20 protein-coding genes are annotated in these 26,167 nt (G+C 57.1%); 11 read left to right on the top strand and 9 right to left on the bottom strand.

Going from position 1 to position 26,167, the window contains the following annotated elements; genetic code table 11:
• Window positions 1-221: 221 nt before the first annotated feature.
• Entirely contained in the window at window positions 222-1,589 is a 1,368-nt protein-coding gene (gene pmbA / locus ACLPGZ_RS17210; protein WP_429641738.1) for a metalloprotease PmbA, read from the bottom strand.
• Window positions 1,590-1,656: 67 nt separating this feature from the next.
• On the opposite strand from pmbA, the gene yjgA reads away from it, so the two are divergent.
• Window positions 1,657-2,211 (top strand): ribosome biogenesis factor YjgA, encoded by a 555-nt coding sequence (gene yjgA, locus ACLPGZ_RS17205; RefSeq protein ID WP_083054627.1) that lies wholly within the window; start codon window positions 1,657-1,659, stop codon window positions 2,209-2,211.
• Window positions 2,208-2,876: an alpha/beta hydrolase gene (locus tag ACLPGZ_RS17200; RefSeq protein WP_429641736.1), complete on the top strand. Its 669-nt coding sequence runs from the start codon at window positions 2,208-2,210 to the stop codon at window positions 2,874-2,876. Before yjgA ends, ACLPGZ_RS17200 begins: the two co-directional genes overlap by 4 nt.
• A 59-nt stretch (window positions 2,877-2,935) precedes the next feature.
• On the opposite strand, the gene ACLPGZ_RS17195 is transcribed toward ACLPGZ_RS17200, so the two are convergent.
• On the bottom strand, window positions 2,936-5,014 hold the full coding sequence (locus ACLPGZ_RS17195; RefSeq protein WP_429641735.1) for a CocE/NonD family hydrolase: 2,079 nt from the start codon (window positions 5,012-5,014) through the stop codon (window positions 2,936-2,938).
• A gap of 187 nt (window positions 5,015-5,201) precedes the next feature.
• On the bottom strand, window positions 5,202-7,673 hold the full coding sequence (locus ACLPGZ_RS17190) for a bifunctional acetate--CoA ligase family protein/GNAT family N-acetyltransferase (protein ID WP_022983592.1): 2,472 nt from the start codon (window positions 7,671-7,673) through the stop codon (window positions 5,202-5,204).
• A gap of 392 nt (window positions 7,674-8,065) precedes the next feature.
• Between ACLPGZ_RS17190 and ACLPGZ_RS17185 the strand changes: the two genes are divergently transcribed.
• The 5 genes from ACLPGZ_RS17185 to gltX all read left to right on the top strand — a co-directional run bounded on the left by ACLPGZ_RS17185 (window position 8,066) and on the right by gltX (window position 14,482).
• Window positions 8,066-8,284, top strand: coding sequence for a hypothetical protein (locus tag ACLPGZ_RS17185; RefSeq protein ID WP_115634413.1), 219 nt, complete (start codon window positions 8,066-8,068; stop codon window positions 8,282-8,284).
• 134 nt (window positions 8,285-8,418) lie between these two features.
• Window positions 8,419-11,121 carry a magnesium-translocating P-type ATPase gene (gene mgtA / locus ACLPGZ_RS17180; RefSeq protein ID WP_429641733.1) on the top strand — a complete coding sequence of 901 codons (2,703 nt, stop codon included), beginning with the start codon at window positions 8,419-8,421 and terminating at the stop codon, window positions 11,119-11,121.
• A gap of 130 nt (window positions 11,122-11,251) precedes the next feature.
• Window positions 11,252-12,331 carry a sensor histidine kinase gene (locus ACLPGZ_RS17175; RefSeq protein ID WP_429641731.1) on the top strand — a complete coding sequence of 360 codons (1,080 nt, stop codon included), beginning with the start codon at window positions 11,252-11,254 and terminating at the stop codon, window positions 12,329-12,331.
• Window positions 12,328-12,969 (top strand): response regulator transcription factor, encoded by a 642-nt coding sequence (locus ACLPGZ_RS17170; RefSeq protein WP_009460643.1) that lies wholly within the window; start codon window positions 12,328-12,330, stop codon window positions 12,967-12,969. Before ACLPGZ_RS17175 ends, ACLPGZ_RS17170 begins: the two co-directional genes overlap by 4 nt.
• A gap of 103 nt (window positions 12,970-13,072) precedes the next feature.
• Complete coding sequence (gene gltX / locus ACLPGZ_RS17165) at window positions 13,073-14,482, top strand: glutamate--tRNA ligase (RefSeq protein WP_429641729.1); 1,410 nt, start codon at window positions 13,073-13,075, stop codon at window positions 14,480-14,482.
• Between the two features lie 197 nt (window positions 14,483-14,679).
• On the opposite strand, the gene ACLPGZ_RS17160 is transcribed toward gltX, so the two are convergent.
• From ACLPGZ_RS17160 to ACLPGZ_RS17150, 3 genes are all read right to left on the bottom strand, one after another.
• Window positions 14,680-15,228 carry a YaeQ family protein gene (locus ACLPGZ_RS17160; RefSeq protein WP_374697463.1) on the bottom strand — a complete coding sequence of 183 codons (549 nt, stop codon included), beginning with the start codon at window positions 15,226-15,228 and terminating at the stop codon, window positions 14,680-14,682.
• Window positions 15,229-15,304: 76 nt separating this feature from the next.
• Window positions 15,305-15,814 carry a hypothetical protein gene (locus tag ACLPGZ_RS17155; protein ID WP_429641727.1) on the bottom strand — a complete coding sequence of 170 codons (510 nt, stop codon included), beginning with the start codon at window positions 15,812-15,814 and terminating at the stop codon, window positions 15,305-15,307.
• A 99-nt stretch (window positions 15,815-15,913) separates the two neighbouring features.
• On the bottom strand, window positions 15,914-16,372 hold the full coding sequence (locus ACLPGZ_RS17150) for an Lrp/AsnC family transcriptional regulator (RefSeq protein ID WP_009460635.1): 459 nt from the start codon (window positions 16,370-16,372) through the stop codon (window positions 15,914-15,916).
• Window positions 16,373-16,484: 112 nt separating this feature from the next.
• Between ACLPGZ_RS17150 and ACLPGZ_RS17145 the strand changes: the two genes are divergently transcribed.
• The 4 genes from ACLPGZ_RS17145 to ACLPGZ_RS17130 all read left to right on the top strand — a co-directional run bounded on the left by ACLPGZ_RS17145 (window position 16,485) and on the right by ACLPGZ_RS17130 (window position 23,354).
• Window positions 16,485-19,943 carry an indolepyruvate ferredoxin oxidoreductase family protein gene (locus ACLPGZ_RS17145; protein WP_429641725.1) on the top strand — a complete coding sequence of 1,153 codons (3,459 nt, stop codon included), beginning with the start codon at window positions 16,485-16,487 and terminating at the stop codon, window positions 19,941-19,943.
• 455 nt (window positions 19,944-20,398) lie between these two features.
• Window positions 20,399-21,304 carry a histone H1-like repetitive region-containing protein gene (locus ACLPGZ_RS17140; protein ID WP_314881279.1) on the top strand — a complete coding sequence of 302 codons (906 nt, stop codon included), beginning with the start codon at window positions 20,399-20,401 and terminating at the stop codon, window positions 21,302-21,304.
• A gap of 114 nt (window positions 21,305-21,418) precedes the next feature.
• Window positions 21,419-21,982, top strand: a complete 564-nt coding sequence (locus tag ACLPGZ_RS17135) for a YggT family protein (RefSeq protein WP_429641723.1) — start codon at window positions 21,419-21,421, stop codon at window positions 21,980-21,982.
• A 136-nt stretch (window positions 21,983-22,118) separates the two neighbouring features.
• Window positions 22,119-23,354, top strand: a complete 1,236-nt coding sequence (locus ACLPGZ_RS17130; RefSeq protein ID WP_429641721.1) for a methylated-DNA--[protein]-cysteine S-methyltransferase — start codon at window positions 22,119-22,121, stop codon at window positions 23,352-23,354.
• A 61-nt stretch (window positions 23,355-23,415) separates the two neighbouring features.
• Here ACLPGZ_RS17130 and ACLPGZ_RS17125 read toward each other — a convergent pair whose 3' ends face one another.
• Genes ACLPGZ_RS17125 through ACLPGZ_RS17115 form a run of 3 tightly spaced genes read right to left on the bottom strand, consistent with a single transcriptional unit; the run spans window position 23,416 to window position 26,162 of the window.
• Entirely contained in the window at window positions 23,416-23,907 is a 492-nt protein-coding gene (locus ACLPGZ_RS17125) for an outer membrane lipoprotein (protein WP_026484397.1), read from the bottom strand.
• A 57-nt stretch (window positions 23,908-23,964) separates the two neighbouring features.
• Window positions 23,965-24,906: a carbohydrate kinase family protein gene (locus ACLPGZ_RS17120; protein WP_060186665.1), complete on the bottom strand. Its 942-nt coding sequence runs from the start codon at window positions 24,904-24,906 to the stop codon at window positions 23,965-23,967.
• A gap of 8 nt (window positions 24,907-24,914) precedes the next feature.
• Window positions 24,915-26,162, bottom strand: coding sequence for a zinc-ribbon and DUF3426 domain-containing protein (locus tag ACLPGZ_RS17115; protein ID WP_429641719.1), 1,248 nt, complete (start codon window positions 26,160-26,162; stop codon window positions 24,915-24,917).
• Window positions 26,163-26,167: the final 5 nt, after the last annotated feature.

Genomic DNA, 26,167 nt, shown 5'->3' with positions numbered 1-26,167 from the left:
CTGGCGCGCCCCGAATGGGGGGCTGGGAAAGCCCGGATTATCCCGCAAATCCGGCCTTATATTGTCGGGTCTTTGATCTGAAACACCTGAAGGGCGCTCCATAGAGAACGGCCTGAGTCGGAAGCAACTCCGAACTCAGGCCGTAAACATCTGTTTATTGAGCGCCCTCTTGCCCGTGGCAAGGCATAAGGGGGCTAAACCGGTTTTCCAGACAGCAGAAATCAGGAACCGGCCACCGACATCTGCTCGATCAGGATGGAACCCGTACGCTTGGAGCCAGCCGCAAAGGTATCAGCACCCACGGCCACAATCTGCGCGAACATCTCGGCCAGATTGCCCGCAATCGTTACTTCCTCCACGGCGTGCTGAATGCGGCCATTTTCCACCCAGTAGCCGAAGGCACCACGCGAGTAGTCGCCAGTCAGGTAATTGATACCCTGGCCGATCAGCTCGGTTACCAGCAGACCACGGTCCATTTTCTTCAACATGGCATCCAGGTCGTCCTCGGGACGAGTCAGGCGCGAGCTCAGCAGCAAATTGTGCGAACCACCGGCATTCCCCGTAGAAGGCATGCCCAGTTTGCGGCCTGCGTAGGAAGACAGAAAATAGCCTTTCAGCTCGCCGCCACGCACCACATCACGGTCGCAGGTACGCCCCCCTTCCGAGTCAAACGGTGCACTGCCCATGGCGGCAGCCAGATGCGGACGCTCCAGCACGTCAATGTGCTTGGCCATGACAGACTTGCCCAAGGAATCCAGCAGGAAACTGGTTTTGCGATACAGGGCCGAGCCACTGGTGGCCTGCACCAGAGAGCCGATCAAGCCCACAGCCAGCGGGGCCTCAAACAACACCGGATAGCGGCCGGTCGGGATACGGCGGGCCGACAGGCGCGACAAAGTGCGCTCGGCCGCATAACGCCCAACCGACTCGGGGCTGGCCAGGCGGGAAGGGTCACGCGAGCTGCTGTACCAGTAGTCGCGGTGCATATTGTCGCCCTTGCCGGCAATGGGGCTGACGCTGAGCGAGTGACGGCTATAGGGGTAGCCCCCCAGAAAGCCGCGGCTGTTACCCATCACAAAATGCCCTTCCAGCGTATCGACCGACGCGCCTTCGGAATTACTGATCAGAGGACTCAACTCCAGCGCAGCCTGCTCGGCACGAATCGCCAGTTTGGCGGCCTGATCCGCGTCCAGCAGCCAGGGATGATGCAGGTGCAGATCGGGATAGCTTTGCGCCAGCATGTCTTTTTCAGGCAGCCCGGCAAAAGGATCTTCAGCGGTGTAGCGGGCAATATGCCAGGCGGCTTCTACCGTTTCACGCAGCGCCTTGATCGAAAAGTCCGACGTGGAGGCCGAGCCACTGCGCTGGCCTGCAAACACGGTCACACCCAAGGAGCGGTCCTGCGTCTGCTCTACCGTTTCCAGTTCCATCTGGCGCACAGAGACGGCCAGACCTTTGTTTTCTGAAATATCGACGGCAGCATCACTGGCGCCCAGTTTTTTGGCATGCCGCAGCGCTTCATCCACCAATTCACAAAACTGGAACTGATTGGCACTGATCGACAATTGGGAAATAGTTGGATGACTCATTGCTACTCTTTGAGGGTTAGGCGGTTATCATAGCCAATTGGCGACAATCTTTGCTATTTCACTTCTTATGGCCCGTCCACGCACTGAAATCGATGAAAACGGTTACGACCGCCCCAGCAAATCGCAGGTAAAACGCGAAATGCACGCTCTGCTCGACCTAGGCAAACGCCTGATTGAGCTCTCGGACGACCGACTCAAACAACTTGATCTGGGCGAGGCCTTGATGGCTGCCATCAAGGATGCCAAGCGCATCAGCCCGACGGCCCGCGAAGGACGCCGCCGTCAAATCCACTACGTGGGCAAGCTGATGCGCAATGTGGAACCCGAACCGATCCTGAAACAACTGGACGTCTGGGAAAACGGCTCCAAGGAAGACACCCGTGCCATGCACAGGCTGGAAGCGCTACGCGACCTGTTGTTGCGTGATGACGACGCTCTGACCGAATTCATGAATGAATTTTCCGGCGCCGATATCCAGCAATTGCGCACCCTGATTCGTGCCGCACGCAAAGAGGCCGAGAAAAATTCCACACTGGTACAAGGCCAGGACCCACAGCGCAAGCACTACCGCGCCCTGTACCAGTACATCAAGACCTTGGTAGATCTTTCGGAGTCCGCATGAACCCTCTGCTTGAGTCGATTGAGATTGAAACCGGTGCCAACCCTCAGCACGCTGTTATCTGGCTGCATGGCTTAGGCGCTGACGGCCACGATTTCGCCCCTATCGTGCCAGAGCTGGGCCTGCAAAACGCCCCCGCCATCCGTTTCATTTTCCCGCACGCCCCCATCCAGCCCGTCACCATTAACGGCGGCATGGCCATGCGTTCCTGGTACGACATTTATGTGGCGGACCTGGTGCGCCACGAGGACGAAAGCGGCTTGCGCCAATCGCAGATCGACGTGCAGAACCTGATTGCCCGCGAAAACGCTCGCGGCATTCCCACGGAAAATATTGTTCTGGCCGGTTTCTCGCAAGGCTGTGCCATGACGCTGCAAACCGGCTTGCGCTTGCCAGAGCGTCTGGCTGGCATGCTGTGCCTGTCCGGTTACCTGCCTTTGGCGGCAGCGGTGGAAAAAGAACGTCATCAAGCCAATCAGAACACGCCTATATTCATGGCGCATGGCAGCATGGATCCGGTCGTGCCTCTGACACGTGCCGAAGCCAGCCGTCAGCAACTGGAAGCCATGGGCTATCAGGTGCAATGGAATGTCTACCCCATGCCCCACGCTGTTTGCCCGGAAGAAATCAGCGCGATTGGCCACTTCCTGAAACAGGTACTGCGCTAATCAGAGCACCAGACAAAAAAACGCCGCTGCAATCACAGCGGCGTTTCTTATTCAGCTTTTCATTGATAGATCCGAGCAATACGCTCTTGCCAGGTCTTTTCCCGAACCTGCACCCCATCCTCTTTCAGCACCCGCGTGAAAGTCAGGTAGAAATACGATTCGTCGGACTCGATCCGAGCCTGGGCTGACATATCAATCTCCCGCCCCTTGATCGTAAAGACATTGCGCCGATCACCCTGATAGCGCGCCTTGGCAGGCGTAGCATCATTGACCTCCCAGCGATACATCTCCTCGGAGCGGTACAAATTGTCATGCAGCACCCAGCTAAGCTCATTGCTGGTGGTGAACGTCGAATCGCCCGTAGCTTCATTACGAACACTGCTGAACACGGGGCCATCCCCGTCAATAGTGCGGCCGAAAGGAGCCGCTTCACTCGCCTGGGGTGGCGACATGACGCAAGCCTGCGTACCCTGCTCCCGCACAGGCACCACGGGCAGGTCTACCCAGGTATCCGCACCCGGAAACAGACTGGTGACACCCGGCGTCGGGCTGGGCCAGACCATGGGGAACTGCGCATTGCTCACCGCCAGGCGGATACGATGGCCCGGCTTGAAACGCCACGTAGTGAAGTGAATGGAGGTTTCCAAATTGGTGGCCTTACCCGGCACCAAGGGCTGTGGTTCCAGACGCGAGATACGCTGGGAAGGGTTGATGATTGCCCCGCTGACCAAAGAAACCTGCCCATTCGGGGCCACATCCTCCAGTCGCACTGTCCATTGATAGAAAGGCACATCAGCCGCGACCTTCAGACGTACCTTAGGCATACCCATGATTTCCATGGCATCGCTCAAGGGCGCGGAGTCATACACCAGGCTATGTGCATCATCGGCAGCCATATCGCCCGTTTGCTCACCCCACCAGCCACCACCAGCCAAACCCGCTCCAGCCTTGTAACGCAAGGTCTGAGCCAAACCGGAGGCAGGAGAAATAGCAGCCAGCTGGTGTCCGGCCTGAGGATGCAGACGTTGAGTCCGCGCGCCTTCCACCGGCCATTGCGGATCACAGCGCCAATAACCGGGCACGCTGGTCCGATCGGTAGCGGGAGCATGGCCGGTACGCATGAAGGCCATCCGACGCGGTTCATCCAGAATTCCGGTATCTATGTCTTTAAGCCAGTAGTCCCACCAGCGCACCGCCTTCTCGCGCCACTCATAATTCGGGCCAGGCACGCCATATTCTGGCCAGGCGTGGTTCCAGGGCCCCATTTCCACAATTACAGGCGCTTTCGAGGTTCGACTGACATCCAGCGCAAAATCACGATAGCCATCCAGCAAGCCACCAATCAAATAGGCCGGGACTTCCAAAGGCTGCTTTTTGAAGGCCAGGGACTCGGCACGCCAGAAATCGCCGTCCTGTTGTTGACGCAGCCAGGTAAAAATCCAGGGCTCGCGGTCAAAACGGTTCTTGAAATACTCCTCGTCAATCCGATAATCCGGGCTTTGCGGCATGGCGTTATCGGTATCAATCTGGTGCGCATAGGAGTCAATATGCAAGGCACCATCAATATAGTGAACGTCGTTGTAAAACAGATCGGTAGAACCGTGCGCCGCGATAATGGCCTTGAGTGCTGGCGGTTTTCTGTGAGCCGTCATCAAGGAGTTGAAGGCGCTCCAGGACAGGCCGTACATACCCACCTTGCCATTGGACCAGCTCTTGCGAGACAACTGATCGATCAGCTCCTCGGCATCGGCAATCTCGGCAGCGGAATACTCGCTAACAGGGACAGGGCCAGAGCTGCCACCTGTGCCACGCACATCAACCCGCGCCAGCACATAGCCCCGCTTGGCAAAATAAGAGCCGTACTCGTAGTCACCCAGCGCGAAGAAGTCGTCCTTGCGATAAGGCAGCATCTCCAGAATGACCGGGAAGGTTTCACCCGGTGTTTTAGCCGATGGCCGATAATACGTCACCGCCAAGCGCACACCATCGCGCATTTCCAGGCTGTCGTTCTCCATGGAGAACTCGTAATGGTTTTTTTCAGGTGGCATCGCTGTCTGCCCGGAGCAAGCCAGCAGGCCGCCTATCAAGAACAAGCCCAGCACCCAGCGCTGCAAAGCAGCCAGATTCAATCGCATCATTGTGTCCCCGGTATGTGGCGCCGTCGGTGGTGGGCACCATCCATTGATGCGGCGGCAGCCAGCACTCCAGCGCTGTACTGCCTGCCATCACGAGTGCATCATAGTCCCGCCACCGTTGAGTGAATCGGGACATCAGGGGAACAATTAAACGGGTATTTACCTGACAAGCAGACAGGCCTGCCTGTGCCTAATCCGAGCGACGGGTCTCACCCAGATCCAGCCAGACACGACGCATGCTGGGATCTTCCGGGTCCGCATCGTTCTGAAAGCCCAGACGCTTCATCAGAGCTTGCATAGGCGCATTGGAGGCCAGCACATAACCGTCGATGTAGGTCAGCCCCTGCTCGGCGGCAGCCTGTATCAGCGCCTCCATCAGGATGACTCCCAGACCACGTCGCTGCCAGGCATCCCCGATAACCAGGGCGTACTCCGCCCCCCGACCATCACCATTACGAAGATAGTGGGCAAAGCCAATAATCTCGTCACGGGGATGGTTACGGTTATCTGGATTGGGCGAACGCACGGTAGCGATCAGCGCCAGCTCCCGGTCGTAGTCAATGCGGGTGTAGCGCGACAACATGCGTGGAGTCAGCTCTCGCAGCATGGACACAAAGCGCATGTAGCGACTTTCATCCGACAGGCCACGCATAAAGGTCTGCAAGGCCTCGGCGTCCTCGGGACGTATAGGGCGCAAGGTCCAGCGCTGCCCATCCTTGAACTGACGCCGCTCAATCATGTGACGCGGATAGGGATGAATCGCCATGTGGCGATAGCCAGCCGTTTCAGGCAGTACCAGCATGGACTGCCTGCTCAGGGAAATGGAAATGCTCTTGATGTACAGACTGTTCTCGCCCGCCATGATGGGGTCCAGCACCACACGGCGCACGCCGGGCAACTCGCTCATCAAATCCGAAAGACGCTCCAGCACCTGCAACAGCTGCGTCAACACCAAAGGCGTCAATTGCGAGGACAAGCTCTTGCGCCACAAGGGACTACGCTCCACCAACTGGCGCGCCAGATAGCGGTTCAGCGGTGGCAGTTCTACCGCCGGATAGGATGAGGAAAGCCAATCCGCGTGATCGGCCCCACCAAAGACAGCGTAAGGGCCCAACTTGTCGTCGGTCTCAAAACGCAGACCCATGGGCGGGACATCGGGATCAGGCTCACCCTGATCGTGCGTCACACGCAAGTCGACAACAGGCACGTGGAAGTAGCGCAACAGATCGCGGCACTCCTGCTCGCTAGCCTCGCGGCGCTCGCTTTGAATCTGGCGTACCAGTTCTCGGGCAGGCTCTACCTCTGGCAAGGTGCCCAGCGGCAAAGGTGGCAAGGTTTGCTGCGACAAGTGCTGGTTATAGTGATAGCGAGCCAGCAGGTCAAAGGCATTGGCCGCCGTGTCCGGGGTACGGAACGCCGGTGTCCCCACCCCATCCAGCAGGTGACGCAGGGGCCGCATATCCGCATCCCCAATCAAGCAGGTAATGATGGGCTTGCGAGCACTGGCCGACAACATGGCCAACTCACGCGATACCGCCGGCATATCGGCCAAAGGGTCCGGGGTCAGCAAGACCAGCACCCCGTCAATTTCCTTGTCATCCAGCAAGGTGGAAATAACCGAGTCGATGCGCATGGGCGTCAGTGGTACATAAGTGACCACCGGGTTCTGAACCTGGTCGCCAGGAGCCAGCAGATTATCCAGCGCCCGCTGGGTAGAGGGCGATAGCTCCGGGCAGGTCACCGCGGCATCCGAACCCAGTACATCCAAAGCCATCTGCGCGGCCCCATTCCCATTGGAGAACAAGGCAATACGCCGCCCTTTGGGACGGCGGGTGTAAACCAGCACTTTCAGGGCCGAGAACAGTTGCACAAAATAACGAATGCGCACCGCCCCCACACGCCGCATCAAGGCATTGAAGACCGCCTCGTGGGCCTCGCCCTGCTGACGCTGACCGCCTACTTTCAGGACCACCACAGGTTTGACGGCCGCCACGGCGTGCAAGGCACTGGTGAAACGACGAGAAGCAGGTGTGTGCTCCAGATACAGCGCAATACTGTCCGTGCGCGGGTCCATGGCCAGATATTCAAGCACCTCGGGCACGTCGATAACGGCCTCGTCCCCGACCGACACAATGGCGGAGAAACCCAGGCTGACATCTTCAGCCCAGTCCATCAAGGCCGAGGTGATGGAGCGCGACTGAGACACCAAGGCCACACGGCCCGCCAGAGCCATTTGCGGCTCGTGACTTAAATTGAGGCCCAGATGCGGCCGTTGTATCCCGAAGGCACGCGGCCCCAGCACCAGACAATTATTGATACGGGCCCAGGAGCGCGCATACACCATGTCTTCCATAGGATCGCGGGAGGCCAGATTGGAGGGCAGCAACAGAACCACACGTGGCTTATGCACCCGGATGGCATCCAGGGCCTGTGGCAAACGCACCGGCTCGATACACACCAGCGCCAGATCCAGGCGCTGTGTATCGGTCAATCCTTCCAGACGATCGGGCACCAGCACTTGCGTGGCTGTAATCCGTGCCTGCGTGATCCGCCCAGCCAATCGGGCTGGCATCTCGTTGATCAGGGGCAAAGGCAAGGTGGACACGACCAACACCGAACGGGGCTCAAACAATGCTGTCAGACGATGCCTTAGGGCTGCCATGATTGTTCCGCCATAAGAAAACCACACACCAAAATAATGAATTCTCCCATCTTAAGCACAGCCGTCTACAAATAAAAGAGACTTGGCTGGCTATCTCTGTCTTGCATCATGCAGACGGTTTTTATCCTGAGGCGGGCCATTCATATACTTTCGTATAGCAACCATACGCCAATGCCTGGGCAAAACGGGCGCAAAGCCAGTCGCAAAGCGGCTTGCAGGTCGTAAAATAACACCCGTTCGGAAAGCAGGACCTTTCGTTCTCTCTGACAGGAAAAAACACACTATGTCCAGCGACGACAGTCGAAGAAAGATGCTGCACAGGCCCCTCAGACGCTACTGACCCACCGGGTTGTCTGCTGATGTGGCTTGCGCAGCACGATCAGGAGTCAACCATGCACCGCATTATTCATACTGGACCGATCCGGGCCCTGACCTCGTCGGGTTCGCATCTTGCCACACCTTGCCCTCACGAGCGTGCTGTTCCCGGCCGCCGCCCCGCTATTGCCTGGCGTATCAACACGGCCAGCCGCAAACCAGAAATTCACTGGATTGCAGACAGTGACAAACCACCCTCAGCGCGAGTGTGGCGCTGCACCTTGCCCAGCCACTAAACGCTGGCCTGACGCTTACTAAATCCGCTTGTTCTTATCTTTAGTTTGCCGACTCTCAAACCGGTCGGCAGGACCTGCTGTGTCCATCTCTTGGGATGGACAGCACCGTCACGCCTGTACACCAGGAGCATTACATGAGCATTCAACAACATCGTCCGCCACTGCGTTCAGTGGACTACGACGCCAAGCTGCACACGGCCACCGAAACCGGGCTTAGCCTGGAGACGACCCTGGCCTCTGTACAAGCCAATCTGAATGGCCTGACCGACGCCGAAGCCTTGAGCCGCCTGACCGAATACGGCCCTAACGAGGTCGCCCGGGACAAGCCCGCCCACGCCTTGATTCAATTGGCGCTGGCCTTTAAAAACCCCTTTATTGCGGTCCTGATGGTGCTGGCCGCCGTCAGCGCTGTCACCGACATTATCTTGCCCATGCGCTCGGGCGAAGACGTGGACTACACCGGCGTGCTGATTATTGTGGTCATGGTCACCTTGAGCGGTCTGCTGCGTTTCTGGCAGGAGTACCGTTCCGGCAAAGCTGCCCAGGCTCTGAAAGCCATGGTACGTACCACCGCCAGCGTACAACGACGCTCTACCGTGTCCAGCGCTACGGTCATGCGCGAAATCCCCATGAGCCAGATCGTGCCCGGCGATATTGTGCGCCTGTCGGCTGGGGACATGATCCCGGCAGACCTGCGCCTGATAGAGTCCCGCGACTTGTTCGTCAGCCAGGCCGCCCTGACAGGTGAAGCCCTGCCTGTTGAAAAGTACGATGTCTTTAGCGCCGTCAGCAGCAAGAGTGCCTCTGCTTCCAGTTCCCAGGCTGGTGTGCTGGAACAGAACAATATGTGCTTTATGGGCACCAACGTGGTCAGCGGTACGGCCACGGCAGTGGTTGTGGCCACCGGTGCCAAGACCTATTTCGGCTCGCTGGCCAAAGCCATTGTCGGCTCGCGCGCCGAAACTTCTTTTGACCGGGGCGTTAACAGCGTCAGCTGGCTGCTGATTCGCTTCATGCTGGTCATGGTGCCTATCGTGCTGCTGATCAACGGTTTCTCCAAAGGCGACTGGACCGAAGCCTTCCTGTTCGCACTGGCCGTTGCCGTCGGTTTGACTCCTGAAATGCTGCCCATGATTGTGTCCTCCAACCTGGCCAAGGGCGCGGTGGCCATGGCCAAGAACAAGGTGGTGGTCAAACGTCTGAACGCGATCCAGAACTTTGGTGCCATGGACGTGCTGTGTACCGACAAGACCGGCACCCTGACACAAGATCGCATCATTCTGGAACACCATCTGGGTCTGGATGATCGCAACAGCCCCCGCATTCTGGAACTGGCTCTGCTCAACAGCCTGCACCAAAGCGGCGTGAAGAACCTGATGGATCAGGCGGTACTGCGCTTTGCAGAAAAAACACCCTCTGCCCTGCAAGCCATCGGCTCCTACCGCAAGATCGACGAACTGCCTTTTGATTTTGTGCGTCGTCGCCTATCAGTTGTCGTGCAAAATCCGCAAGGCGAGCAGCTCATGGTCTGCAAGGGGGCGGTGGAGGAAATGCTCAGCATTGCCACCCACGTACAAGACGGTGACCAGCGCTTGCCACTGGATACCGAGCAACGTGCCCGTTTGCTGAAAATGGCTTACCGCTACAACTCGGACGGCTTCCGTGTCTTGCTGATTGCCACTCGCAGTATTTCCATCGAGCAGGCCAAGAGCCGTTACGAAGCCCAGGATGAACGCGAGATGACGGTACAAGGCTTGCTGACCTTCCTGGACCCACCCAAGGAAAGTGCTGCCCAAGCCATTGCCGCCCTGACCGAACACGGTGTAGCCGTGAAAGTGCTGACCGGCGATAACGAAATCATTACCGCGAAAATCTGCCGTGAAGTGGGCCTGGAGCCCGGCAAGCCTTTGCTCGGACCTGAAATCGAGCTGATGCAAGACCCCGATCTGCGTTGCGCTGTCGAGCGTCACTCGGTTTTTGCCAAGCTCACGCCCCTGCAAAAATCACGTGTGCTCAAAGCGCTGCAAGCCAATGGTCACACCGTCGGTTTTCTGGGGGATGGCATCAACGACGCCCCCGCCCTGCGCGATGCCGACGTGGGGATTTCGGTGGATAGCGGCACGGATATTGCCAAGGAATCGGCAGATATCATCCTGCTGGAAAAGAACCTGCTGGTTCTGGAAGAAGGCGTGATCAAAGGCCGCGAGACCTTTGGCAACATCATCAAGTACCTGAACATGACAGCCAGCTCCAACTTTGGCAATGTTTTCTCGGTGCTGGTGGCCAGTGCGTTCATCCCCTTCCTGCCCATGTTGGCCATCCACTTGCTGATTCAGAACCTGCTCTACGATATCTCCCAGCTGGCTTTGCCCTGGGACCGCATGGACAAGGATTTTCTACGCAAACCGCGTAAATGGGATGCCAAGAATATTGGCCGCTTCATGATCTGGATTGGCCCGACCTCATCCATCTTCGACATCACCACCTTTGTCCTGATGTGGTACGTGTTTGGCGCCAATACGCCTGAACTGCAATCGCTGTTCCAGTCCGGCTGGTTTATTGAAGGCTTACTCTCGCAGACTCTGGTAGTTCACATGCTGCGTACGCAAAAGATCCCCTTCATCCAAAGCACCGCAGCCCTGCCTGTGATGCTGATGACCTTCCTGATCGCCGCTATTGGTATTTATCTGCCCTTCTCGGGCGTCGGTGCACTGGTTGGCCTGCAGCCTTTGCCTTGGGAATACTTCCCATGGCTGGTCGGCACCTTGCTGGCTTACTGCCTGGTCGCACAGGGTATGAAAATGCTGTACATCCGCCGCTTTGGCCAGTGGTTCTAAGTCGGACAGGCCTGGGCTTCCGGAACTTCTTCCGGGGGCCCAGGCCTTAACGCACATTCTGAAAGAACCTCGGGTATATGATGGCCACACGACAGACACCATCCTGCAGCCTGGCCCATACACGAAAGATATGACACCACCCCTTCGCTTCCTATCGAGCAAAACCTACCGAGCCTTGGCCCTGACCGGCATCTGTATTTTGATGGCGCTGGTCTTCATTGCCGATACCGTCACCAACTACGCTATCGCCGCTGCGGTCTTTCACACCCCGCTGCTGCTGATAGCGATTCGTTTTCTGTCGGCACGGCAAGTTGTTGCCCTGACCACCATCAGCATGGTGCTGACCGTGGTCAGTTTTCTGCTGACCCGCTCGGGCGACTACGACGTGGGCCTGGTCAATACCGGCATCAGTATTATTGCCATCGCGATCACCTCCTATCTGGGGCTGAAGCTCAAGTCTGTACAGGCAACGGCTCATGAGACACGCGAGCATTTGCTGCGTCTATCCCGTTTGACTACCCTGGGCCAGCTCAGCACCTCGATTGCCCATGAAGTCAGCCAGCCTTTGGCCGCCATCAACAGCAGCGCGGGCGCCTGCCAGCGCTGGCTGGAAGCCTCGCCCCCTAATGTCGAGAAGGCACAGGCTGCCGCGCAGCGTATTGTGTACGACGCCCAGCGCGCCAAGGATGTGCTGGATCGGGTACGCAGCATTACCCGTAACGAAGCCCCCACCAGCAGCGCGTTTGATTTGAATCTGGCTCTGACCGAACTGCTTAGCCTGTCCGGTGGCGAGATGCGACGTCAACATATTGATTTGCGTCTGGCCTTGCAGTCCGATCTGCCCCAGGTCTTTGCCGACCGGGTTCAGATTCAGCAGGTGATGGCCAATTTGCTGCTCAATGCCATCGAAGCCCTGTCCCCTCCCTCGGACTATCATGCGGCTCATATCACCATAGAAACCAGCGTTTTGCCCGGCGACAAGCCGCAAGCCAACAAGGTGCTGTTTTCCATCAAGGACAATGGTCCCGGCTTGTCGGGCACGCAGTTGTCCCAATTGTTTGATACCTTCTGGACCACCAAGGCAAGCGGCCTGGGCCTGGGCCTGACCATCAGCCGCACCATTATTGATGCCAATAACGGCCATATCTGGGCCACTGACCAAGCCGATGGCGGTGCTGCCTTTCATTTCACCTTACCTTTGGCGCCATGACAGAAAATCTGGATTCCTCTCTGAACACGCCCACCGTCTACATCATTGATGATGACCCGTCCGTTCGCGCTGCCCTGGACGATTTGCTGGCCAGCGTAGGCTTGAACGCGCTGAGCTTTGCTTCTACGCGGGACTTTCTGGCGCATCCCTTATCTGACGCCCCTGCCTGTCTGGTGCTGGATGTGCGCATGCCCGAGCAAAGCGGCACGGATTTTCATTTGCAGATGGAATCGCGCGGGCTGCATATGCCGGTCATCTTTATTACTGGCCACGGCGATATTCATATGGCGGTCAAGGCCATCAAGCATGGTGCCTGGGATTTTCTGACCAAGCCTTTTGTAGATCAGGCCCTGATTGATGCCGTGCAGTCGGCTCTGGCTGCTGATGCTCAGCGCAAGGAAGAAGCCAGAACCCGGCTGACTTTGCAGCAACGCTGGGACAGCCTGAACGCCGGCGAGCGCGATGTCTTTGAGCGGGTGGTGCAAGGCCTGCTGAACAAACAGATCGCGGCCGAGCTGGATGTGAAGGAAGTGACGGTCAAAGTTCGCCGCGCCCGCGTGATGCAAAAAATGCAAGCCGGGTCGCTGGCGGAACTGGTGCGCCAGTTCGATCAACTCAATACAGAAAGCGGCCATTAGGACAGTTCTACGCGGCGGTTCTTTCCTAGTTGGCGTGCTGGGTTAAAATACGCAGATTCGGTCCCGTATGCGGGCTTCCCAAGGTCAAGGCCACACACAAGTTATGAGCACGTCTACTTCCAACGTCATCCGCACCCGTTTTGCCCCCTCGCCCACTGGTTATCTGCACCTGGGCGGCGCGCGCACTGCACTGTTCTCCTGGGCCTTTGCCCGTCATCATCAAGGCACTTTTGTGCTGCGTATTGAGGATACGGATCTGGAGCGTTCCACCCCCGAGGCGGTGCAAGGCATTCTGGATGGTATGCAATGGTTGGGCCTGGATGCGGACGAAGGTCCGTTCTACCAGATGCAGCGCATGGATCGTTACCGCGAGGTCATCGCCCAGCTGCTGAAAGACGGCCATGCCTATTACTGCTACAGCAGCCCCGAGGAAGTGGAAGCCATGCGCGAAAAAGCGCGTGTTCAAGGTTTGAAGCCTCGTTATGACGGTACCTGGCGTCCTGAGGCTGGCAAGCAATTGCCTGCCATCCCGGCTGATCGCAAGCCTGTAGTTCGTTTCAAGAGCCCCCAGTCCGGCGCAACCAGCTGGGACGATATGGTGAAGGGCCGCATCAGCTTTGATAACAGCGAGCTGGACGATCTGGTCATTGCCCGCCCGGATGGCACGCCTACATACAACTTCTGCGTGGTGGTGGACGATTGGGACATGGCGATCACTCATGTGATTCGCGGTGACGATCACGTGAACAACACGCCACGTCAAATTGTGATTTTGCAGGCTTTGGGCGCGACTTTGCCTGAGTACGGTCACGTACCCATGATTCTGGGCCCTGATGGCGAGAAGCTGTCCAAGCGTCATGGTGCGGTCAGCATCATGGATTACGACAAGGACGGTTATCTGCCTGAGGCCATGATTAATTATCTGGCTCGTTTGGGCTGGAGTCACGGTGATGACGAACTGTTCACCCGCGAGCAGTTGGTGGAATGGTTTGATACGCGCAGTCTGAGCAAGTCGGCTTCGCAGTGGGATCCCAAGAAGTTGAACTGGGTGAACGCCCATTACATCAAGGCCAGCGACAATGCGGATCTGGCCGAGCGTGTGGCTCCCCGTATTGAGGCTTTGGGTGGCAAGACGGATGGTCAGGATTTGCCCGGCATCATGGGTTTGTTGAAAGACCGTGCCGAGACTTTGAATCAGCTGGCTGAAGGTGCTTTGCTGTTCTGCCGTCCTTTCGAGCCCGCCAGCGATGAGCTGATGGCCGAGGTATTGACGCCGGAAGCGCGTGTTTTGCTGCGTGATTTTGCCAGCAAGGCGATTAGCTTGCCGCAGTGGAATACGGAGAATCTGGCTGCTTTGATCAAGCAGGTTCTGACGGATCACGAGGTGAAAATGCCCAAGCTGGCGATTCCTTTGCGCGTGGCAGTGACAGGACAGAAGCAGACGCCTGCGGTGGATGCGGTGCTGGCTTTGGTTGGACGCGACAAGGTGTTGGGGCGTTTGGCTGGGCTGTAAGCGTTATAGCTAAGGCTTACATAAAGGGCATCTCATTCGAGATGCCCTTCTTTTTGCTTGGTACCCTGACATCGGCTCGATGGCTCGTCTATCGACGTTAAACCTGCATACCACCTAAGGCCGACTCCAACGCCACTTGCCCGATGCTCTTTGGCTCCGGCGAGCCAGGTTACTTCGTTGCAAGCAGTTGGCTCATATCAAACAGCCGCATTCAGGTGGCTGATTTCAATTGTCGCTTCGCCCTTATCGCTACTGGCCCAGACCGTGCCGTCCTGGACATTCAGATTGATGGTCATGCCACGCTCGGCCAGGGCGGCTAAGGCGTCAGTCCCGGCGGTATCCAGCGCATAGACCTGTATATTGCGGGCGCGGCTGATCTTGTCCTTGATGCCACTCCACCAGACGGAGACATTGCGGCCATAGGCCAGCACCGTCACCTTGTCAGCACGGCCGCTGGCTTTGATCAGACGTCTATCGTCCGGCAGGCCTACCTCCAGCCAATGCAGCAAATTGCCGCCCAGATCATGTTCCCACAAGGCGGGCTCGTCCGAGTCGCTTAGCCCGCGCGAAAAGCTCAAGGCTTCGTCCGCTTGCGCATACAAACCGTAAGCCAACAAACGCACCATCAGACGCGCTTCGGTCTCGGAGGGGTGACGGGCCAGCGTCAGGGTATGACTGCCGTAGTAGGCCCGGTCGTTATCGGCCACATTAAGTTCAGCTTTATAAATCGTCGCGCGCAGAGCCATGGAGCGTCCAGCAAAAGAAACAGACAAAAAACTGGCCGCCCCCAGGACGGCCAGGAATCATTCAAGCAAGCAGAGATCAGAATGGCAGGCGGTAGCCAGGCGACATTCTGGTCAAGCGATAGGTGGTACCACTTTGGTCACGCAGCACCAGATTGCGGGCTGTCAGGCTGACGATGTTGTAGTGGTTTTCATAAATCGGGTCGCCCGGTTCGGTTGTGACCCCATTGGATTCTTGCGTGCTGATTTGCAAGTCGTTGCCCTTGCGCACCCAGCAACCGCTTTCGTTCAAGCCTTGCGAAGGCTTGTTGGGGCGCTTGACCTGTTCGGTGTACGCCATGGAGCCGTCAGTTTGCAAGGTGAACAAGGTACGCAGCTCGCCAACCACGCCTTTCTGGCGGTGCTTGCTTAGCCAGTTACCAGCCAGTTGCTCCCCCGCCGCAGCAGGCTGACATGCAGGATGGACAGGCTTGACAGCCGCTTGTGCAGCAGGCTCGGGAGCCGGCGCCTTGACCGCGCAGGCGCTTAAAAACACAGTAGCCAGCACAGCAACCCAGGAAGTGCGTCGCAAGATATTCGCCTTCGTCATAAAACCCCGTCCTTCATGCGTACATACCGACCCACCACAGGCCGGCGAATCCTGATTATTCTACCCGAAGGCGCTTGTATTACCCCATAACAAGATGCTTCAAAGTGGCAAAGGCAGTCGGGTCACGTTTTTGATTTCACGCATGGCCACAATCGTACGGGTTTGACGCACGCCCGGCATATTGAACAGAAAGCGATGCAGGAAATCGTCGTAGGACTCCGCGCTGGGCACCATGATCTTGAGCAGAAAATCCGCATCGCCAGTCACGGCGTGGCATTCCAGAATCTCGGGCGCATCGCGCACGGCACGAATGAAGTTATCGACTATTTCACCCGAGTGACGGTCCAGACTGATCTGGGTAAACATGCAACTTTGCAGTCCCACCTGACGGCGATCCACGCGCGCATAATAGCCTTGGATAACCTTGTTTTTTTCCAGATTTTTGATGCGCCGCCACACGGGCGCAGTGGACAAACCCACCTGCTCGGAGACCTGCTGAGCCGAGGCTCGGCCATCCAGTTGCAAGGCATCCAATATTTTTAAGTCAGTTTTATCCATATTTGAATATTTACGAAATGAACATTTCAAAGAATAGGGAATACACGCAACTATAACGCAAAAAAAAGCGAGGGCAGACTCTCTATCATGATCTCTATCTGGAGGTTTCATCATGACGCAGTCCGTCGACACTCAATACAAGCTAAGCGACAACCTGACCGCACAATCAGGACGCATCTTTTTAACTGGCACACAGGCCCTGGTGCGCATGTTGCTGACCCAGGCTCGCCTGGATAAAGAACACGGTTTGAACACCGCCGGTTTTGTCTCCGGCTACCGTGGTTCGCCGCTGGGTGGCGTGGACATGATCATGTGGAAGGCCCAGAAGTATCTGGACCAGGCCAAGGTTCGTTTCCAACCCGCTATTAACGAAGACCTGGCCGCCTCCATGATTATGGGCACCCAGCAAGCTGGCGAGCGTGCCGACCGTACCGTCGATGGCGTGTTCTCCATGTGGTATGGCAAGGGCCCCGGTGTAGACCGCGCGGGCGATGCCTTGCACCACGGCCATGCTGCCGGTGCCTCCCAACACGGTGGCGTCCTGATGATTGTGGGTGATGATCACGTGGCCTCGTCCTCGTCCATTCCCCACGCCAGCGAACAATCCCTGATCGCCTGGGGCATCCCGGTAGTCAACCCCAGCTCCGTTGAAGAATACGAACGCTTTGGTATCTGGGCCTGGGCCTTGTCGCGTTACTCCGGCTCCTGGGTAGCCTTCAAAGCCATTACCGAAACCGTGGAAAGCGGCCGCTCTTTCGAGATTGCCCCTCTGGATGATCTGGCCCCGGCCTTGGCCGACAAGCAAGGCGGCAAACACCCTTACGACCCGAGCAAATTCCTGACCCCTTCCATGGAAGGTACGCTGGACGCCCGCCTGGATAGCGTGCGTGAATTTGCGCACAAGTACAGCCTGGACCGCGTGCTGGAAGCGGCACCTGATGCGCGTATCGGTATTGTGTCCACCGGCAAAGCCACACTGGATACGTTGGACGCGCTGCAACAACTCAGCGGTCTGGATAATCTGCCCGCCATTCGCCATCTGAAAATTGGTTTGAGCTGGCCTGTTAACCCGCAATCACTGAACGATTTTATTGAAGGCCTGGACCACGTTCTGGTCATTGAAGAAAAAGGCCCGATCATTGAAGACCAGTTAAAGAATCTGCTCTTTAACCGTGCCCAGCGCCCTACGGTGTCTGGCAAGCGCGATATCGAAAATGAAGTGCTGATCCCTGCCGATGGCCAGCTCAGCCCTGCCCGTGTGGCCGTGGGTCTGCGTCGCTGGCTGGGCCATCACGCCAATGTACAGTTGCCTGCCTGTACGGTGCAAAACCTGGCACCGATTGATACCAATGGTCTGACTCGTCGCCCCTACTTCTGTTCGGGCTGTCCGCACAATACTTCCACCAAAGTGCCCGAAGGCAGCCAGGCTATGGCGGGTGTGGGTTGCCACTACATGGCGACCTGGATGGACCGCAAAACCCGTGGTCTGACTCAAATGGGTGGCGAAGGCACGGACTGGGTGGGCCTGTCGCCCTTCATCCAGACCGGCCATATGTTCCAGAACATGGGTGAAGGCACGTATTTCCACTCCGGCTATCTGGCAATTCGTCAGGCCATTGCCGCGGGTGCCAACATTACCTACAAGATTCTGTTCAACGATGCGGTTGCCATGACAGGCGGTCAGCCGGTTGACGGCCCGATATCTGTGCCTCGCATTTGTCAGCAGACCATTGGTGAAGGTGCGCGTCGTGTGGTCATCACCACCGATGAGCCAGAGCGCTATCGCGGTGTCAGCCTGCCTGCCGGTGTGGACGTTCATCACCGTCGCGAGCTGGATCGTTTGCAGCGTGAACTGCGCGAGATCCCCGGCGTCACCATTTTGATTCACGACCAGACCTGTGCGGCTGAAAAGCGCCGTCGCCGTAAAAAGAACGAGTACCCCGATCCTGCTCGTCGCCTCTTTATCAATAAGGCGGTCTGCGAAGGCTGTGGGGATTGCGGTGTGCAATCGAACTGCTTGTCTTTGGTGCCTGCTGAAACGCCCGAAGGCCGCAAGCGCCAGATCGACCAGTCCAGCTGTAATAAGGACTACTCCTGCGTGGACGGTTTCTGCCCCAGCTTTGTGTCGGTGATGGGCGGTGCCCTGCGCCGTGGCGATCAAAACGGTCAGGCCGATATGAAAGCCCAGTTGCTGGCCAAGCTGGACACGCTGCCGCAACCCAATATTCAAGCCAAGGACTGCAATGTAATTGTGGCCGGTGTGGGTGGTACTGGTGTGATCACTATCGGTGCGGTGCTGTCCATGGCGGTACACCTGGAAGGCCGCTCCAGCTCCGTGCTGGACATGACGGGCCTGGCACAAAAAGGCGGCACCGTCATCAGCCACATCCGTCTATCTGCCAATAAAGAGAACACGGGTGCGGTGCGTGTCGATCCCGGCCAAGCCGACCTGGCGATCTTGTGCGACGTGGTGGCCGCCGCTCACCCCAATGCCCTTTCCTGCCTGCGTCCTGGTCATACCCACGCCATCATCAACGAATATCTGGCTCCCACGGCCGAGTTCACCCGCAACCCGGATGCCCCTTTGGATGCCCAGCACTTGCTGAGCCAACTCAAGACCACCGCTGGCGAAAACCAGGTGCGCTCTTTCAATGCTCACCAGGCTGCCACGCTGCTGTTCGGCGATAGCCTGTTGTCCAATATGCTCTTGATGGGCATGGCTTGGCAGCAAGGTTCCATGCCAGTGAGCAGCGCAGCGGTTGAACAGGCCATCCGTCTGAACGGTGTGGCGATTCAAGCCAACCTGGATGCCTTCCATTTGGGTCGCGTGTTGGCTCACGATGAAAAAGCACTGGCCAGCCTCCTGGCTCCAGCCGCTCAAGTGGTGACCTTGCAGCGTCGCGAAACACTGGAGCAAATCATGCAGCGCTGCACCAGCAGCCTGGAGCAATACCAGAACGCCGCTTATGCCCAGCGCTTCACCAACACCATCACTGCGCTGCGCGAAGCCGAGCAGAAACTGCGTCCGGGTCAGCGTCCTGCCTTGACTGAAAAAGCCGCACGCAGCTTGTACAAGCTGATGGCCTACAAGGATGAGTACGAAGTGGCCCGCCTGTTCAGCTCGCCCGCTTTCCGCCAGGATCTGGAGCAGCAATTTGAAGGTAACTTCTCCTTGCGCTTCCACTTCGCACCTCCTTTGCTGGCACGCCGTGATCCATCTACCGGCCGCCCGCGCAAGATCACATTGGGCCCACGCACCGCCACCTTGCTGCGTTGGATGGCGAAAGGCAAAGGTCTGCGCAACACGGTGCTGGATCCATTTGGCTACACCCATGAGCGTCGTATGGAACGTCGCTTCTGGCGCGAATACCAGAGCCTGCTCAACAGCTTGAGCAAGAACCTGAATCAAGCCAACTACGCCACAGCGTTGGAACTGGCCGAGCTGCCCCAACAATTGCGCGGCTTCGGTCCCGTGAAAATGGAATCGGCCAAGAAGTATGAAGCCCGCTTTGCCGAGTTGTCGCAGCAGTTGAAAAACACTGGCCCGGAAATTCAGGCAGTTCCCGCCTGAGCCTTGCCCGCTGCGACTTTTGAAACGATTAACCTGCCCTTTCAGCCCTGCTTATGCAGGGCTTTTTTTTGGTTTGAACAGACATTGAAAACCGCAGCTCAGTCGTGAATTGAAGTCCGTTTTCAAACCGCTTTTCCATGCTTAACACAGGTCTTTCAAAGCATGAAAAGGCCATGCAATCGATCCAGCAATGCGTCAAAAATCAGAGACTTGGATGCGACTATGGGCCGATTGCACGTGTCCAGAACGCAACTTATTTGAGACAGCAGACACCGATTCCTAATTCCATAAGCCCCAAGCCATGATTAATGCTTGACTGTGTAGGGGCTTGCGTTAGACTTCTAAGCGTATAAGGTATCGACCTTAAACGCCTGCGTCATTTGAAAAAGGCCATTGCAGTTTTCCAGGCCAGGTCAAATGGGTGTGGACAAACTAAAGACTTGTTCTCAAGGAGCATGATCATGGCAACAGCCAAGAAAGGCGCAGCAAAAGCAGCAAGCACAAAAGCCGTTAGCCCCAAAAAAGCAACGCCAGCAAAAGCAGCCGCAGCACCCGTAAAAGCTACTGCTACCAAGACCAGTCCCAGCAGCAAAACCGCTGCCCCCAAGTCCCCCGCTAAAACCACCGCTACCAAGACCAGCAAGGCTGCTGTAAAAGCCCCTGCCAAGTCTGCAAGCAGCGCATCTGCCAAGAAAACGGCTGCGAAAAAAACAGCGGTAAAGAAAGCCACTCCAGCAAAAACCACGGCTGTTAAAGCCGCTGCGACCAAGACAAGCACCGCTAAAACCGTAGCCAAAAAAGCAGCTGTTAAAAAGACAGTCGCTAAAAAGGCGGTAGCCAAGAAAGCCGTTGCCAAAAAGGCCGTCGCTAAAAAAGCGGTAGCCAAGAAGACGGTGGCAAAGAAAGTGGTTGCCAAAAAAACGGTAGCTAAAAAAGCAGCTGCGCCCAAAACGGCCAGTGCCAAACCCGCTACCACCAAACCTGCTGCCACCGCTGCCGCAAAAAAACCGGCCAGCACCAAGGCAAGCAAACCCGTGGCCAAAAAAGCCACCCCCAGCAAAGCGGCAGCGAAACCTGCCACCAAAACCGGCACCAAAGCAGTTGTAAAGACCGCGGCTAAAAAAGCCAGTCCTGCTACCAGTGCCAAGAAACCCGTAGCTCCAAAGAAGAAAGAAGTTAAATCCGTGACCGCAGAAACCAAGACCCCAAAGACCAGCACAACGACTAACGCCACCGCTAAAGCAGGCAATAAAACAGCGGCTCGCAAAGCGACCAAAACAGCAGCAGCGCCTGCCGAACCTCGCCGCGAAGATGTCAATCCTGCTGGCTCCTGGCCTTTCCCAACAGGCAAGCGTCCTTAAGCACACGCTACTTTTATGTTTCTCCCCAAAGAGCCACCCTGATCAGGGTGGCTCTTTGGTTTGTAGCACTTGCATGCGACAATTCCCTCTCCCATCAATTCATACCAAGCAACTATGTTCAGTGAAGTCGCCCTCTTCCTAATCCATATTGTTCTGTCGCTGCTGGGCACGATTTTGCTACTGCGTGCCTGGGTGTATGCGCTCAGAATCCATCCCTTCAACCCTTATTCGCAAGCTATGTTCAAGGTCACGGACTGGCTGGTCATGCCTTTGCGCCGTGTCATTAAAAGCGGCAACCATTGGGACTGGACCTCTTTGTTCGCCGCCTGGCTTAGCGCCCTGGTATACCTGGTTTTGAGCGCCATGGTACTGACCGGATCGGTGTCCATGCTCTCGAACTTCCCCATGTTCTTGCTGGTAGCCGTCTTCACCGTTCTGCGCTGGACCTTGAGCCTGATCTTCTGGGTGGTCCTGCTGCAAGCGCTGCTATCCTGGATTCAGCCACAATCGCCCAGCATGCCCTTGCTGCGTTCCATTACAGCCCCCTTGCTGGACCCGATCCGTCGCGTCTTGCCTGACCTGGGTGGTCTGGATTTGTCGCCGCTGGTCGTCCTGCTGCTGACTCAAGTGCTCAATATGGTCATCACGCGCACCGCTTTCAGTCTGGTACCAATCTAAGCACAGCGGACTGTACGCATGGAAAACCTGGGCATAGCCCAGGTTTTTTTATGCTGAATTCAAGAGCAAGAATCAGGGTGTCTTGTGCGAAAGTGGACCTTATACTGGCCTCACCACCAATCAGCAGGCCACTTCCATGACTCGCCTTCCATCAAAACCAGACACATCCAGCCGCTACCGCGAGGCCGAACAATTCCTGGCCGCACTGGACCCCGACTGGCAAGCGCTGGTCGCCCACGTGGGCCCTTGCATCCATCAGCCACGCCCCGAGCGCGACCCTTACGAAGCCCTGATCCGCTCTGTTGTGTATCAGCAGTTGCATACCCGTGCGGCTGAGCGCATCCTGCAACGCCTGATTGATATCTATCCGCACGGCCATTGCCCAACGCCCGAGGAAGTGCTGGCGACTCCGTATGACACCCTGCGCGCTTGTGGCTTGTCCGGTGCCAAAGCCAATAGCATTCTGGGCCTGGCCCAGGCGCGCCTGGATGGCATCATTCCCGACCAGGCCACCGCTTTGCAAATGCCGGATGAAGAGCTGATCAAGCAGTTGACCACGCTGCGCGGCATAGGTCGCTGGACGGTGGAAATGATGATGATGTACACGCTGGAGCATGAAGACATTCTGCCTGCGGACGACTTTGGAGTGCGCGAGGGCTATCGCAATTTGAAGCAGCTGGACAAGGCTCCCTCAGCCCGTGTCTTGCGTGAAATTGGCCAAGCCTGGGCACCCTACCGCAGCGTGGCTTCCTGGTACTTGTGGCGCATGCCCAAACAGGCGCCAGTATTGGCGCCTTCTTCGAACGAGCTACATCGCGCTCCGCGCTCGCAGGACAAGACCGTTCGCCAACAAACTCCAGGTAGCCGTCTTTATTTTGCGATTGCCCAATGCAGCTTGGGTGCATTGCTCGTTGCCGAAAGCGAGTGCGGGATTTGTGCGATTTCCCTGGGCGATGATGCCAAAGTCTTGCTGGAACAGCTGCAAGAGCAATTCAAGGCCGCTGAGCTGGTCGAAGCCGATCCGCAATTCAATCAACGAGTGGCCCTGGTCGTTGCCATGGTAGAAAAGCCAACCCTGGGTTTGGATCTACCCCTGGACATCCAGGGCACCCCTTTTCAACAACGTGTCTGGGAGTTTCTACGCCATATCCCAGCAGGCCAGACCTTGAGCTATACCGAGATTGCCGAACGTCTGGGCATGCCCAAAGGCGCCCGTGCCGTGGCACGAGCCTGCGCCACCAACACCTTGGCCATTGCCATCCCCTGCCATCGGGTCGTGCGGCAAAGCGGGGATCTGGCAGGCTATCGTTGGGGCCTGGAGCGCAAGAAAACCTTGCTGGAGCGCGAACGCGCCCAAAAGGCTCAGCGCTGACAGGCGTTAAAAAACCCGGCCAATCGCCGGGTTCTTTATGCACAAAGCACTAAGGCTTTGATTACAAGGGCACCACGCGAGTTGGGCCATTACCACTAAGCATACGTACACGCTGACCAGCGGACAGAGGTACATCGGCTTCCTGGGCCACCACACGGGTTTCGCCATTATCCAGTTGAACCGTGATTTCCAGACCCTGGGTCTTGCCCATGCGGTTTTCAACCGCATTACCAACCAGACCGCCCAGAATCGCACCACCGATACTGGCCAGGATGCTACCGCGGCCACCACCAATGCTGCTGGCAGCGACGCCACCCAAGGCTGCGCCACCCACGGTGCCCACGCCCGAGTTCTGGTCTTCCTGAATAGTGACGGCGCGTACCGACACCACGGTACCCAAACGCACGATCTGTTCGCGCTGAGCCTGACCGTAGCTGTACACCGAGCTGGATGCCGATTTATTGGCACAACCTGCCAGCAAAAACACGGGGGCTGCCAGACTCGCCACTACCAGCAGACGCACTTTGGGTCGATCGAAAAAAGAAACGTACATACGGTTTACTCCAAAAAACGTAGCTGGCCGAATCATAAAAAACTATCGAGCGCTCTTTTACAGACTGCGCTCAATACCATAGTGCTGTTTTAGCATGGCCGAGATATCTGACCGTTTAAATTCATGATTTTGCGGGCCATCCGCCTGAATTTTAATACTGCCCATCAAGTTACCCAAGCTGCAAGCCTCCTGCCAGCTCCAGCCTTTTGTAAGACCATATAACAAGCCAGCGCGATGAGCATCGCCACAGCCGGTGGGATCCACCACATTTTCCACGGGCACAGGGGCAATCTCGTAAGTCTGACCATTGTGATAAAGCGTGCTGCCATGCTCTCCACGCGTCACGACAGCGGCTTGCAAGCCCTGGGCAATCTCGGCCATGCTCTTGGAGGTGCGCTGCTCGATAACTTCAGCTTCGTATTCGTTAGCCGTAAGAACTTGACACAGTTCCAGCATCTCCAGCAGGTCCTCACCCGCGAACAAAGGCATGGCCTGACCCAGGTCGAAAATAAAGGGCGTACCCTGCGCATGCAGGTGACGGGCATGAGCAAACATGCCGTCTTTGGAATCCGGAGCCACAATGCCCCATGCCGCTTCCTGACCAGACAAATCGATCTGGGCAGAATTGATCATGGCGCCCGGGTGGAAAGAGGTGATCTGGCTGGCGGCCAGGTCTGTGGTGATAAAGCACTGAGGGGTGAACATCTCGGGCATCACACTCACCATGCTGGTATCAATACCCAGGTTCTGCAGACGCTGTACATAATCCACACCGTCGCTGCCAACAGCCCCCACAGGAACAGGCTGGCCACCCAGCATGTTCAAGGTGTAGGAGATATTACCTGCACAACCGCCCCACTCTTTACGCAAGCTGGGCACAAAGAAGGACACGCTCAGGGTTTTGATGCTGTCGGGCAAGATGTGATCTTTGAAGTACCCCTCGAAAACCGCGATCGTATCAAACGCGATCGAACCACATACCAGCACTCGCTCGGTCATAAATTACCTTAAGGAAAAAAAGGGCTAATCTGGTAGCCATTAACTTGGAGCTGCCCGGTATTCAAAGGCAGGCGCACCATGATTTCACTGCGCGCTGCAAAAGCAGGCTCACGTCGCTCGGAAGCCAGGTACTGATCGGGCGTAATATTGCGCCGGGCGATCAAGGCTCCGGAAAAATCTTTCAAATCCAGTACCAGCGTAGGCCACTCCTGGGGCCGTTCAAACTCGTTGCGCAGCGTAAAGCCCAAGGTGGACTGTCCGGGCTGATTCGGCGCTTTATGCAAGGCCGAAGCCTGCACGCGAATCTGGTCCAGACGACGTTCATAGGGAACCTTGCACGACAAGGTCTGACACGCGCTCTCGAACACGGGACGCAGCATGGGTATCTGGCTGACAATCTGTACGCGATACACGTACATCAGCTGCACGACGAACAGGACAACACCCAGAACGCACAAGCTGGTCCAGATCAGCGAACCCACACGCTGACCAAAGCTGGCTTCGCCCTCATAACGTGTTTCGCGTTGCAAGGCTGGGTTGGGGTCAATGACCCAGTCCTGCTGAAAATCCTCGCCATCACGATCATGCGTACCATCAGCCTGACGCGAGGGGAAAGAGGCGCGCAAGGCACTGGCACGATCGCCCACACTGAACTCAGGCTCGGCAGCCGACCACGATGCCTGACCAATATGATGGTCCCCATCTGGCTCAGAAACAGAGCCGGTCGATACGAAAAACGAGGTGTCCTGATCATCCTGCGGCAAAGGCTCGTGTCTGGAGCGGGCGCGAATGACTGACGGCTCTACCGACTCAACCGCAGGCTCTGCCGGGCGGACAAAAGGCTCGGTAGTTACAGCAGCAGGCGCGGCCGGAGGGACAGGTGCTTGTGTCAGGATGGAGTCGGGGAATTTGCGTACCTGCAAGGACTCGTGGGCCGTGCCTTCATCACGCGGCGGGGCGTGACGGGAGTGCTCCACAAATCGCGGCCCCGGAATGGGCGCTTGCAGGTCCACCGACTGCACCTGTTCCTGCCGTGGCGAAACAGGTGGCTCGGGCGCCAGGCGCGGCTCGATCTGAACCGGCGTGGCGGGGGAATGATAGGAAGGCTCAGGGGCTTGCTCATCAATGACTTCTTCAAAGCCATCGAAGATATGCGCACATTGAATGCAGCGTATATAGCCCCGGCGGCGTTGCAGCGTTTCTACACTGGCTGCAAACGATGTCCCGCAACGGGGGCAGCGAGTCTTTAGCTCCATGAACT

This window comes from Alcaligenes sp. Me129 (assembly GCF_050487245.1).
Taxonomy (GTDB): Bacteria; Pseudomonadota; Gammaproteobacteria; order Burkholderiales; family Burkholderiaceae_B; genus Alcaligenes; species Alcaligenes phenolicus.
This window is presented reverse-complemented; position numbering and strand designations above follow the sequence as displayed.